This window comes from Knoellia sp. 3-2P3 (assembly GCF_029223115.1).
GTDB lineage: Bacteria > Actinomycetota > Actinomycetes > Actinomycetales > Dermatophilaceae > Pedococcus_A.
Genome location: NZ_JARGZE010000002.1, coordinates 952461 through 965723 on the forward strand (window position 1 = coordinate 952461; position 13263 = coordinate 965723).

Below are 13263 nucleotides of genomic sequence, written 5' to 3' on the forward strand. Positions count from 1 at the left end.
GGATCGCCTGACAGGGAGAGCCGGTGGCGCTGCGCCGCCGCCTGCTGCCCGCGGACCGGGACGGACGGACTGCGGTCAGCCGAACTCGCGACGGGTGAGACCCGCCACGCCTGCGCCCGCGTCGAGGACCGCGAGCGCGTCGGCAAGCTCCTCCACCCGGCGCTGCACGCGTTGCACGGATCCCGCCACCAGGGGGTCACCGGAGTGGCCGGCCTGCTCGGCGAGCTGGTCGACCGCCTCCGCGACCCCGACGACCCGCTCCCTCAGGACCCCGATCACGTCGACCTCGTCGGGCTGCGAGTCGACCTGCTGGCGAAGGAACGCGGCCTGGGCTGCCAGGCGACGGCTCGCCGTCCACAGGTCGACGAACACCTGGACCTTGGCACGGAGGATCCAGGGGTCGAAGGGCTTGGAGATGTAGTCGGCTCCCCCCGAGGCGTAGCCGCGGTAGGAGCTGTTCTGGTCCTTCTCCAGCGCGGTCAGGAAGATGATCGGGACGTCCTTGGTGCGGCTTCGCCGCTTGATCCGGGTCGCCGTCTCGAAGCCGTCCATGCCCGGCATCTGCGCGTCGAGGAGGATCAGCGCGAAGTCGTCCATGAGCAGCGCCCTGAGCGCCTCCTCGCCCGAGTTCGCGCGGACCAGCACCTGGTCGAGCGAGCCGAGGATGGCCTCCAGCGCCAGGAGGTTCTCCGGTCGGTCGTCGACCATCAGGATCTTCGCCCGCTCCGTCATGACAGCCACGACCTGAACACCGTGAGCAGCTGCTCGACATCGACAGGTTTGGTGACGTAGTCGGACGCGCCGGCTGTAAGGCTGTTGTCCCGATCCCCCGGCATGGCCTTCGCGGTCAGGGCGATCACGGGAAGGTCCCGGAACGTGGGCATCTTGCGGATCTCCCGCATCGCGGTGTATCCGTCCATCCCCGGCATCATCACATCCATCAGCACCAGGTCGATCTCGGGCTCCCGGCGCAGGGCGTCGAGTCCGGACTCCCCGTTGTCGGCGTAGACGACGTCGATGCCGTGCTGCTCGAGAGCGCTCGCGAGTGCGAACACGTTCCGCACGTCGTCGTCCACGATGAGGATGCGCTTGCCGACGAAGACCTGCTCGCCGTCCCTCACCCGCTCGAGGGAGCGCCTGAGGTCCGGTGGCAGCTCGACGTCGGCACGGTGCAGGAACAGCGCGATCTGGTCGACGAGGCGCTCCAGCGACGGCGGGGTGGTGATGGTCAGGGCGTCGACGTACTGCCGCAGCCGGGTCGCCTCGCGTGGGCTGAGGTCTGCGGCACCGGCGACGACCACCGGTGTGCCACGCAGCGCCTTGCGCGACCTGATCCGCTTGAGGACGTCGAACCCGCCGCCCTCGACCATCGCGAGGTCCACCACGACGCAGTCGTAGGGACGGGCGTCCAGAGCCTCCGCGGCAGCCGCCGAGGTTCCCACCACCTCGACGTCGACGTCCTCCATGGCGCCGAACTGCTCGGCGGCGGCGGCGCTGTGGCCACCGGGGTCACCCGTCACGACGAGGAGCGACCGCGTCCTCCTCGCCACGAACGAGGCGAGCCGGTCGAGTGCCGACTCGATCTCCGCGCGGGTCACGGGTTCCTCGATCACGTCGAGCGCGCCGGCCAGTCGGCCCTGATGGGCGTCCTGGCCCGCCTTGGCCGAGTGCGCGGCCACCGTGGGGATGTGACGGGTCTCGGAGAACCTCTTGAGGCCGTTGAGGAGGGACATCCCGTCGTGGGCGACCATGTCCATGCCGATGATCATGGCCTCGGGCCGCCGCTGGTGGGCAAGGACGAGCGCGTCGTCGGCCCGGGTGGTTGCCATGACCTTGAAGCCCTGCTGCCGGCCGACCTCCACCCCGGCCCGGCACAGGTCCGGGTCGGAGAGTGCGACCAGGAGCACGCGGTCGCCGGGCCCGATGTCGGCCTCGTCGTCCGCCACGCTCTCCTGGGCCAGCTCCACGGGCCCGGTCCTCGCGGGGACGGCCTCCGCCGCCTGCTCGAGCTGCACCGGCCCCGCCTCCGCGGCCGACGACTGGTGGCCGGCGGCGAACCGGATCGGCAGGTAGAGCGTGAACGTGCTGCCCCGACCCGGCTCGCTCTCCACGTGGATCTCGCCACCGATCAGCCGGGCGATCTCTCGGCTGATCGACAGGCCGAGCCCAGTGCCGCCGAACTTCCTGCTGATCGTGCCGTCTGCCTGCTGGAAGGCCTCGAAGATGGTCCTCAGCTGCTCGGGCGCGATGCCGAGCCCCGTGTCGCTGACCGCGAAGGCCACCACCTGGGGCGCCACGGTGAGCGAGGGGGTCGTGAAGCGCTCCTCGGTGGAGTTCCGGATGTCCAGCCTCACCTCGCCGGAGGTCGTGAACTTCACGGCGTTCGACAGCAGGTTGCGCAACACCTGCTGGAGCCGGTGCTGGTCGGAGTGCAGCGTCCGTGGCAGGTCGTCGGAGACCGACACCGAGAAGCGCAGGTCCTTCTCCGCGGTCAAGGGCCGGATCGTGGCCTCGACGTACTCCACGACCCCGGAGAGCGCGACATCGGAGGGGTGGACGTCCATCTTCCCGGCCTCCACCTTGGACAGGTCCAGGATGTCGTTGATGAGCTGGAGGAGGTCCGTGCCCGCGCTGTGGATCGTCTGGGCGAACTCCACCTGGCGCCGGTTCAGGTTTCCGTCCGCGTTGTCGGACAACAGCTTCGCCAGGATCAGCAGTGAGTTGAGGGGCGTGCGCAGCTCGTGCGACATGTTCGCGAGGAACTCGGACTTGTAGCGCGACGACAGCGCCAGCTGCTCCGCACGGTCCTCGAGGGCGCGGCGGGCGTCCTCGATCTCCAGGTTCTTGATCTCGATCGCGCGGTTCTGCTGGGCCAGCAGGCTCGCCTTCTCCTCGAGCTCGGCGTTGCTCTGCTGCAGCTCCCGCTGCTGGGTCTGCAGCTCCCCCGACTTGTTCTGCAGCTCTGCCGCGAGCCGCTGCGACTCGACCAGGAGTGCCTGGGTGCGGGAGCTGGCGATGATGGCGTTCAGGGAGACGCCGATGATCTCCATCAGCTGCTCGAGGAACTGGATGTGCACCACGCTGAACGGCACGAACGACGCCAGCTCCACGACACCGAGCACCTGCTCCTCGAACACCACCGGCAGGATGATGATCGTGAGCGGGGAGGCCTCACCGAGACCGGACGAGATCCGGATGTAGTCACTGGGCACGTCGGTCACGAGGATGGGCTCGCGTCCGAGGGCCGACTGGCCGACGAGCCCCTCACCGAAGCCGAAGGTGTCGGGCACCCCAGCGCGGGGACGGTAGCCGTACGAGGCGATCCGCCGGAGCGACTCGGCGCCGTCGGCACCCTGTTCGGTCAGGAAGAACGAGCCCTCGGTGGCCCCGACCAGCGGGGTCAGCTCGGTCACGATGAGCTGGGTGACGTCGAGCAGGTCGCGCCCGCCCTGCATGTGTCCCGTGAACCGGGCGAGGTTGGTCTTGAGCCAGTCCTGCTCCTGGTTCGCCCGCGTGGTCTCACGCAGGTTGTCGATCATCTGGTTGAGGTTGTCCTTGAGCTCGGCGACCTCACCTTGCGCCTCGACGGTGATCTCTTGGCTCAGGTCGCCCTGGGTCACTGCCGTGGAGACCTCGGCGATCGCCCGCAGCTGTGTGGTGAGCGTTCCGGCGAGCTGGTTCACGTTCTCGGTGAGCTTGCGCCACGTGCCCGAGACGTCGGCGACCTCCGCCTGACCACCGAGCTTGCCCTCGGTGCCGACCTCGCGGGCCACCCGGGTCACCTCGTCGGCGAACGACGACAGCTGGTCGACCATGCGGTTGACCGTCGTCTTCAGCTCGAGGATCTCGCCACGCGCGTCGACGTACGTCTTCTGGGTCAGGTCGCCGTGGGCGACGGCGGTGGTGACGAGCGCGATGCTGCGCACCTGGCTGGTCAGGTTGCCCGCCATGGAGTTCACCGAGTCGGTCAGGTCCTTCCAAGTGCCGGCGACACCGCGGACGTGGGCCTGGCCGCCGAGGATGCCCTCGGTGCCGACCTCCCGCGCCACGCGGGTCACCTCGTCGGCGAAGGCGCGCAGCGTGTCCACCATGGCGTTGATCGTGCCGGCGAGGGCAGCCACCTCACCGCGCGCCTCGATGGAGATCTTCTGGCTCAGGTCGCCCCGCGCGACCGCCGTGGAGACCGCTGCGATGCTGCGCACCTGGTTCGTCAGGTTGCTCGCCATCGAGTTCACCGAGACGGTCAGGTCGCGCCAGGTCCCGGCCACGCCGGGGACCCGCGCCTGTCCGCCGAGCATGCCCTCGGTGCCGACCTCCCGGGCCACCCGGGTCACCTCGTCGGCGAACGACGACAGCTGGTCCACCATGGTGTTCACGGTGCTCTTGAGCTCGAGGATCTCGCCTCGGGCGTCGACGGTGATCTTGCGGGTGAGGTCACCACTGGCCACCGCGGTCGTCACCTCAGCGATGTTGCGCACCTGGGAGGTCAGGTTCGCTGCCATCATGTTGACGTTCTCGGTCAGGTCCTTCCACGTCCCGGAGACGTCGTGCACGTCGGCCTGGCCGCCCAGCCGGCCCTCCGTGCCGACCTCGCGGGCCACCCTCGTGACCTCGTCGGCGAAGGACGACAGCTGGTCGACCATGGTGTTCACGGTGTCCTTGAGCTCGAGGATCTCGCCTCGGGCCTCGACCGTGATGGTGCGCGTGAGGTCGCCACGGGCGACGGCAGTGGTCACCTCGGCGATGTTGCGCACCTGGGCGGTGAGCGTGCCCGCCATGAAGTTCACCGAGTCGGTGAGGTCTCGCCAGGTCCCGGAGACGCCGGGCACGGCAGCCTGACCGCCGAGCCGGCCCTCCCCGCCGACCTCACGGGCGACGCGGGTCACCTCGTCGGCGAACGACGACAGCTGGTCGACCATCGTGTTGACGGTGCCCTTCAGTTCAGCGAGCTCGCCGCGCACGTCGACGGTGATCTTCTGGCTCAGGTCCCCTCGGGCGACGGCGGTTGTCACCTGCGCGATGTTGCGCACCTGGTTGGTCAGGTTGCTCGCCATGGAGTTCACCGAGTCGGTCAGGTCCTTCCACGTCCCGGCGACGCCGGGGACGTCGGCCTGTCCGCCGAGGATGCCGTCGCTGCCGACCTCGCGCGCCACCCGGGTCACCTGGTCCGCGAACGAGGACAGCTGGTCGACCATCGTGTTCACGGTGCTCTTGAGCTCGGCGAGCTCGCCCTTCACGTCGACCGTGATCTTCCGGCTCAGGTCGCCTCGTGCCACCGAGGTCGTCACCTGGGCGATGTCGCGGACCTGCGCCGTCAGGTTGTTCGCCATGTAGTTCACCGACTCGGTGAGGTCCTTCCACCGGCCCGCGACACCCGGCACGTCCGCCTGACCGCCGAGGATCCCCTCGGTGCCCACCTCGCGGGCGACCCTCGTCACCTCGTCGGCGAAGGTCTGCAGTGTCGCGGTCATGGAGTTCAGCGTGTCCGCCAGCTCCGCCACCTCACCGCGGGCCGTGACCGTGATCTGCTGGCTGAGGTCCCCCTGGGCCACGGCCTGGGCGACGGACGAGATGCCGCGGACCTGGCTGGTCAGGTTCGAGGCCATGATGTTCACGGAGTCCGTGAGGTCCTTCCACGTGCCCGACACCCCCCGCACATCCGCCTGACCACCGAGCCGGCCCTCCGTACCGACCTCCCGGGCCACCCGGGTCACCTCGGCCGCGAAGGACGAGAGCTGGTCGACCATCCGGTCGACGGTGTCCTTGAGCTGCGACATCTCCCCTGACACCTCGACCGTGACGGTCTGTGAAAGGTCGCCGTTCGCGACGGCCGTGGTCACCAGGGCGATGTCGCGGACCTGGGCAGTGAGCCGGGACGACATCGTGTTCACCGCGTCGATCAGGCCGCGCCAGCTGCCGTCGGCGTTGCGCACACGCGCCTGGCCGCCCAGCTTGCCCTCGGTGCCGACCTCGCGGGTGACGCGGGTGATCTCGTCGGCGATGGAGGACAGCTGGTTCACCAGACCGTTGACGCTCTTGGCCGCTCGCAACGGCTCACCGCGGAGGGGTTGTCCGTCGAGGCGGATGTCCATCCGCTGGGTGAGGTCACCCTCGGACACCGCCGCGACGACCCGGGCGAACTCTCCCGTGGGACGGACCAGGTCTGCGACGAGGCTGTTGGCCGCCTCGATGGACTTCGCCCAGGCGCCCTCTCCGTCGCCGGGCTGGATTCGCTCGCCGTACCGACCCTCACGCCCCACGACGCGCGCGACCCGGGTCAGCTCGCTCGCCAGGTGCTGCTCCCGGTCGGCGATCTCGTTGAAGACGGCAGCGATCTCGGCAACGATGCCGTCGCCGCTCTCCGGCAGCCGCTTGCGGAAGTTGCCGTCGCGCATGGCCGTCAGCGCGGCAAGGACGGGCCTGAGCTCCGCTGGGTCGATGTCGCCGTTCCGGCGGGGCTCGGAATGCCCTTGCGTGCCGCCGGTCGTTCCGTTCGCACCCTTTGTCACAGTCGGGCTGATGGGCATCGCGCGCCTCCCGTTTCGGCCTCGGTGCAACGATGCCGGCAAGTCTGTCACCATGACGAGAGCCTGCCCATACCTTCCCGCGAGAGCTCATGCCCACTCAGCCGATGCGCGCCCACCACACTTTCGCCGCGGACGCGCGCTCGGTGTCGCAGGCACGGCTCTTCGCCCGACGGACGCTGGAGGAATGGGGCGCCGAGGACCTGGTCGACAGCGCCACCCTCCTCGTCAGCGAGCTGGTCACCAACGCGGTCGTCCACGCGGGGACGACCGCCCTCCTCCGGCTCAGGCTCGACGCCCAGGTCCTCCGGCTCGAGGTGGAGGACCGTCATCCTTCACGGTCGCTGCCGCTGGGGGCCCAGGAGCCGACCGACGCCGAGAGCGGCCGCGGGCTGTTGATCACGTCGGCGCTGGCCTCGGCCTGGGGGGTCGAGTACACCGGCACCTCCAAGAGCGTGTGGGCGCTGTGCTCCCGCGACATGGCGTCGGCGCGGCCCGAGTCCAGCTCGGGGGGGACCACGCAGGAGCCTCTCCGCGTCGCGGCTGTTGAGATGTCCGGTCACGGCGTCGTGACGGCGTGGAACCCCGATGCGACCGCGATGTTCGGCTGGACCCCCGAAGAGGTGATCGGGAGGACCTTCGAGGAGATGGTCGACTCCCTTCCCGGGGACCGGCCGCCGCGCGAGCCCACCACATCGGCGGCGGCCGCTCCGTGGCAGGGCACCTACGCGGTCGTGTGCAAGGACGGTGTGCCCGCAAAGGTCTTCGCCTCCCACGTCCCCGCCGGCCGCGGCCTGGGCTCGGTGGCGTTGCTCGTACCGGCGAGCCGGCGTGGCCTGCTCGAGCACCCGGTGGCGGCCGCCCGGGCGTCCCGAACCCGGGCCGATCCGCTGGGGATCAGGGACGACGTGCTGCAGCGCCTGGGCATCGATGACTACCTCTCCCTGGCCGTGGAGCGGGTGAGGGACCCGATCTCGGCGGATGCGTCCTACCTCCTGCTGGTGCGGGACTTCGACGACGAGTTCGAGGTCAAGGCCGTCAGCGGCCTGCCGGATGCCCTTCGCGGCACGCGGCTGGAGGCCGGCTCGGCAGGCCTCCCCGACCCGCGCACGCCGCACCTGCCGGTGGTGGTGACCGACCTCTCCGACCTCGAGGTGCCGCTGTTGCAGGGAACCGGACTGGGATCGCTGCTCGTCGTGCCCGTCGTCATCGAGGGCAGGGTCATCGGGGCGCTGGGGGCGGCCGCCGAACGCTCGGACTCCTTCGCCGACGACCAGGCGGTCGAGCTGCAGCGTTTTGCCGACTCGATAGCCGTGGCTGCGGACCGTGCGCGACTCCAGAGGTCGGAACGTGAACGGCGCGGTTGGCTCAGCTTCATCGCTGAAGCGGGGGACCTGCTCGCAGGATCGCTCGACCAGTCCATGACGATGGCGATCACCGGGCAGATAGTCGTGCCCCGCCTTGCGAGCTGGTGCGCCGTGTACCTCGACGACGAGCGGGGGAACCCCGTGCTGGAACACGTCTGGCACGCCGACGAGCAGCTCGTCGAGCCACTCCTCGCAGCGCTCGAGGACACCAGCCCCGACCAGCTCGGCGACTCGGTCGACATGCTCCTGGGCCAGTCGCTCACCGTGATCCGCATGGTCGCCCGGGGGCGGCAGATCGGTTTCCTGACCCTAGGTCGCCCGAAGGACAACCCGCTGCGCAGCGAAACCTTCCTCGTCGCCGAGTCCATCGCGCGCAGGGCGGCCCTGGCGATCGACAACGCGAGGGCGCACGGCGCCCTGCTTGCCGTCGGCCAGGCGCTCCAGCAGAGCCTGTTGCCCTCGTCGATGGACGTTCCGCCAGGGCTCGACGTGGGCGTGGTCTACGAGGCCGCAGGAGAGGGCGCTTCCGCCGGCGGCGACTTCTACGACCTCTTCGCGGTCGGCGGCGGCACGTGGTGCTTCGTCGTCGGCGACGTGTGTGGAAAGGGGGCGGAGGCCGCGGCCGTCACCGGCTTGGCGCGCCACACCATCCGGGCTCTGGCACAGGCCGGCTTCCCGGTCCCGGCCGTCCTCGAGCGGCTGAACGCCGCGATCCTCGCCGAGGGATCGAGGTCGCGGTTCCTGACCCTGGTGTGCGGAATGCTCCATCCCGAGGGGCGACGGCTGACGGTGAACGTCGTGAACGCGGGCCACCCCGCGCCGTTCGTCGTGCGGAACGGCGGGGAGGTCACCCAGATCGGCCGGCCGCAGGCCCTGCTGGGGGTTCTCGACCAGGTGGAGTACGAGGCCGAGGAGCACGTGGTCGAACGGGGTGAGGTCCTCGTCGTGGTCACCGACGGCGTGCTGGAGAGACGCCGGAACGACCACATGGTCGGTGAGGAGGGGCTCAGCACCGAGCTGAGCCGTGCCGCTCACCTGCCTGCTCAGGCGGTGGCCGAGAGGATCCGCCAGCTGGTCCTCGACTTCACCGCGGAGCCGCCCCCCGACGACATGGCCATCTTCGTCGTCAGGGTCGGGGACTGACAAAAGGCGCGTTCGGGGTGTTCCCGCGCGTCACTGTGCGCGGGAACACCCCGAACCGCGAGCAGGACCTGGCCGGATCAGTGGGAGTGCCCGGCGTTCTCGAGCATCTGCTCGCGGCCGGAGCCGAGCACGGTCAGGGGCAGCAGCTTCTTGCCGGTCGGGCCGATCTCGATCTCGGTGCCCATCTGTGGGCAGACGCCGCAGTCGAAGCACGGGGTCCAGCGGCAGTCGTCGACCTCGGTCTCGTCGAGGGCGTCCTGCCAGTCGTCCCAGAGCCACTCCTTGTCGAGGCCGGAGTCGATGTGGTCCCAGGGCAGCACCTCGGTCTCGCCGCGCTCGCGCGTGGTGTACCAGGCGACGTCGACCGGCAGGTCTGCCAGGGCCTCCTCGGCGCAGCGCATCCAGCGCTCGTAGGAGAAGTGCTCGCTCCAGCCGTCGAACCGGCCGCCGTCACGCCAGACGGCCTCGATGACCCGGGCGACCCTGCGGTCACCGCGCGAGAGCAGCCCCTCGACGATGCCGGGCTTGCCGTCGTGGTAGCGGAACCCGATCGAGGAGCCGTAGCGCTTGTCGGAGCGGATCGCGTCGCGCAGCTTCTCGAGCCGCGCGTCGGTCTCCTCGGCGCCGAGCTGGCCGCACCACTGGAAGGGCGTGTGCGGCTTGGGCACGAAGCCGCCGATGGAGACGGTGCAGCGGATGTCGCGCCGGCCGCTGACCTGCCGGCCGGTCTCGATGACCCGCTTGGCGAGCTCGGCGATCTGCAGCACGTCCTCGTCGGTCTCGGTCGGCAGCCCGCACATGAAGTAGAGCTTGACCTGCCGCCACCCCGCGCCGTAGGCCGCCGCGACGGTGTTGATGAGGTCCTCCTCGGTCACCATCTTGTTGATGACCTTGCGGATGCGCTCGCTGCCGCCCTCGGGCGCGAAGGTCAGGCCGGACCGGCGGCCGTTGCGGGTGAGCTCGTTGGCCAGGTCGATGTTGAACGCGTCGACTCGCGTCGACGGAAGCGACAGGCCCGTCTCGGTGCCCTCGTAGCGGTCGGCGAGGCCCTTGGTGATGTCGGCGATCTCGCTGTGGTCGGCCGAGCTCAGCGAGAGGAGGCCGACCTCCTCGAAGCCGGTCGCCGACAGCCCGCGCTCGACCATCTCGCCGATGCCGGTGATGGAGCGCTCGCGCACCGGCCGGGTGATCATGCCGGCCTGACAGAAGCGGCAGCCGCGGGTGCAGCCCCGGAAGATCTCGACCGACATGCGCTCGTGCACCGACTCGGCGAGCGGCACCAGCGGCTGCTTCGGGTAGGGCCACTCGTCGAGGTCCATGACGGTGTGCTTGGCGACCCGCCACGGCACACCCGAGGCGTCCTGCTTCGGCGCCACGCGCTTGATGCGGCCGTCCGGCAGGTAGTCGACGTCGTAGAGCGCCGGCACGTAGACGCCGCCGGTGCGGGCCAGGCGCAGCAGCAGCTCGCGGCGACCCCCCGGCCGGCCCTGGGCCTTCCACTCCGAGACGAGGTCGGTCACGGTCAGCACGGCCTGCTCACCGTCGCCGACGATGGCGGCGTCGATGAAGTCGGCGATCGGCTCGGGGTTGAACGCGGCGTGGCCACCGGCGACCACGACCGGGTCGTCGTCGGCGCGGTCGACCGAGTGGAGCGGGATGCCGGCGAGGTCGAGCGCCGTGAGCATGTTGGTGTAACCGAGCTCGGTGGAGAACGAGACCCCGAAGAGGTCGAAGTCGCGCACCGACCGGTGTGCGTCGACGGTGAACTGCGGCACCGCGGACTCGCGCATGAGGCGCTCGAGGTCGGGCCACACGGCATACGTGCGCTCGGCGAGGGCGTCCTCGCGCTCGTTGAGGACTTCGTAGAGGATCATGACGCCCTGGTTGGGCACGCCGACCTCGTAGGCGTCGGGGTACATCAGCGCCCACCGCACCGTCAGGTCGTCGCCCGCGGGGCCGAAACCACCGCAGTTCCAGTCCTTGACGGTCGAGTTGAGCTCACCGCCGACGTACTGGATGGGCTTGCTGACCTGCTCGAGCAGCGGCTCGAGGGCAGGGAAGACGGACATGCCAGACATGGGCTCAAGGGTAAACCGGGGCCGTCCCCCAACCCGAATCCGCGGACCTCGGCCCGGCGGCATACTGGCGAAGTGGAGGCCGCGGAACGGGTGCGGGAGGCCATGCGGGCGGTGCCGCGGGCCCGCTACCTGCCGAGGGCGCAGCGCTTCTTCGCGCCGGCCGACATGGCCCTTCCGATCGGCCACGGGCAGACCAGCTCGCAGCCGAGCACGGTGCGGGCCATGCTCGAACTGCTCGACGTGCACGAGGGGCACCGGGTGCTCGACGTCGGCTCCGGCTCGGGCTGGACCACGGCGATCCTCGCGCACCTGACCGGCCCCACGGGGTCTGTGCTGGGCGTCGAGCGGGTGCCGGCGCTGGTGGAGATGGGTGCGGCCAACCTGGCCGGGGCCGGTATGCCGTGGGCCCGGGTCGAGCGGGCCACGCCCGGCCTGCTCGGTGCCCCGGCGGAGGGGCCGTTCGACCGCATCCTCGTCTCCGCCGAGCCCGACCACCTGCCCGACGAGCTGGTGACCCAGCTGGTGCCCGGCGGGGTGATGGTCATCCCGGTGGGGGGCCGGATGCTGCGGGTGCGCGCCGCCGCCGGCGGCCCTGAGGTGGAGCGCGGCGGGTACTACCGGTTCGTGCCACTGGTGCAGGACGGCGGCTAGGTCATCCACAGTGAGCCGGGAGCCGTCACATCATCCACAGGACCCGTCTCCCGGGTTGTCGTGAGCGATGAGGTATGCCGTGAAAACCGTTGTGCAACAGACATTTCCGTCACAGTCGGGCTGAGTTCGACTGTCGGTGGTCGGCCCTACCGTTGTGGTCATGGAGGGGAACCAGCCGAGTCTGAGCCTGGCGGAGCGCCGGGCTCTGCTGGCTGCTGCGCGGGAGGCACTGGTCGGCTTCGACGCCGCGTTGTGGCAGGCACCCAGCGGCGGTGGGCCGGACGGGCTGGCCGGGCTGCTGGGCGAGGTGGACGCCCTCGGCATGGCGTGCGACGCGGGCCGGGTGGCGGTGGTCGGTGAGGCCATGGAACGGGGCGAGACCTCCGGTGGGCCGGCGGCGATGACCACGGTGCAGTGGGTCAGGCATCACGCGCCGTCGACGAGGGCCGGTGGGGCGGGCACCATCGTCGCGGTGGCGCAGGCGTTCCAGAAGCGGGTCAACGCCCCGGTGAAGGAGGCGGTGGACACCGGGCGGCTGCCGGTGACCTCCGCTGCCGCGGTCGTGTCCGAGCTCGAGAAGCTGCGGCCGCTGCTGGCCGAGGGCGCCGAACCCCACGTCCTCGAGGGACTGGTCGGCCTGGCCGCCGAACAGGGCCCACGGGCCTGCCGGCAGCTGCGCCCGGCGATGCTGGCCCGCTACGGGCTGACCGACGTCCTGCAGGACCAGCAGAACCTGGGCAAGTCCTTCATCGCGCTGTCCCAGCCGCGGGACACCGGCGCCGACACCTTCGAGTACCGGCTCACCCTCGACGTCGAGGGCAAGGCAGTCCTGGGGGCCGCGCTCGGGCCGCTGTCGGCGCCGAAGCCGGTCGACGGGGAACGCGACCCGCGCTCCAGCGAGCGCCGGCGCGGCGACGCCCTGGTGACCCTGGTCCGGCGGGCGGTGGCGGCCGGTGACGAGGTCGGCAAGACGAACAAGACCACCCTGCTGCTGACCATGGACTGGGAGTCGCTCAAGGCCGGGCTGGGTGCGGCCACCACCCTGGGCGGGTTGGACGCCGGCACCCACCTCGCCCCGGAAACCGTCCGCCGGCTGTGCTGCGACGGCTCCGTCATCCCCATCGTCCTGAACGGCAAGGGTGAGGTTCTGGACTGGGGCCTGGAGAAGCGGTACTTCACCGACGCCCAGACCAAACGGCTCTGGATCCGCGACGGGGGCTGCACCTACCCCGGTTGTGACGCCCCGCCGCAGTGGGCGGACGCCCATCATCTCGTGCACTGGGCAGACCTCGGCCCCTCGAACCTGGGCAACGCCGCCCTGCTGTGCGAGCGGCACCACACCATCGTGCACAACCGCCGCTACGCCGGCCGGGTCGTCAAGGACGCGCACGGCGAACGGGTCGAGTGGGACCTCACCCGCGGCTCCTGGGACGAGCTCCTCGCCCGACGCGCCGCCCAGGAGCCAGCGTGACCCCGCCCCACACCCCGCCAGCCGCCGGC

6 protein-coding genes are annotated in these 13263 nt (G+C 70.5%); 3 read left to right on the plus strand and 3 right to left on the minus strand.

Features of this window, described 5'->3' with window-relative positions:
• Positions 1-75: 75 nt before the first annotated feature.
• Together P0Y31_RS09915 and P0Y31_RS09920 are read right to left on the minus strand one after the other, a co-directional pair.
• Positions 76-732, minus strand: a complete 657-nt coding sequence (locus P0Y31_RS09915) for a response regulator (protein ID WP_275868952.1) — start codon at positions 730-732, stop codon at positions 76-78.
• Positions 729-6395 (minus strand): HAMP domain-containing protein, encoded by a 5667-nt coding sequence (locus tag P0Y31_RS09920; RefSeq protein ID WP_275868758.1) that lies wholly within the window; start codon positions 6393-6395, stop codon positions 729-731. Before P0Y31_RS09920 ends, P0Y31_RS09915 begins: the two co-directional genes overlap by 4 nt.
• A gap of 221 nt (positions 6396-6616) precedes the next feature.
• Here P0Y31_RS09920 and P0Y31_RS09925 point away from each other — a divergent pair, with 221 nt between their 5' ends.
• Positions 6617-9034: a SpoIIE family protein phosphatase gene (locus P0Y31_RS09925; protein WP_275868760.1), complete on the plus strand. Its 2418-nt coding sequence runs from the start codon at positions 6617-6619 to the stop codon at positions 9032-9034.
• Positions 9035-9111: 77 nt separating this feature from the next.
• On the opposite strand, the gene P0Y31_RS09930 is transcribed toward P0Y31_RS09925, so the two are convergent.
• Positions 9112-11112: a TIGR03960 family B12-binding radical SAM protein gene (locus P0Y31_RS09930; protein ID WP_275868762.1), complete on the minus strand. Its 2001-nt coding sequence runs from the start codon at positions 11110-11112 to the stop codon at positions 9112-9114.
• Between the two features lie 72 nt (positions 11113-11184).
• On the opposite strand from P0Y31_RS09930, the gene P0Y31_RS09935 reads away from it, so the two are divergent.
• Positions 11185-11763, plus strand: coding sequence for a methyltransferase domain-containing protein (locus tag P0Y31_RS09935; RefSeq protein WP_275868763.1), 579 nt, complete (start codon positions 11185-11187; stop codon positions 11761-11763).
• Between the two features lie 160 nt (positions 11764-11923).
• Positions 11924-13234 carry an HNH endonuclease signature motif containing protein gene (locus P0Y31_RS09940; RefSeq protein ID WP_275868765.1) on the plus strand — a complete coding sequence of 437 codons (1311 nt, stop codon included), beginning with the start codon at positions 11924-11926 and terminating at the stop codon, positions 13232-13234.
• Positions 13235-13263 lie beyond the last annotated feature (29 nt).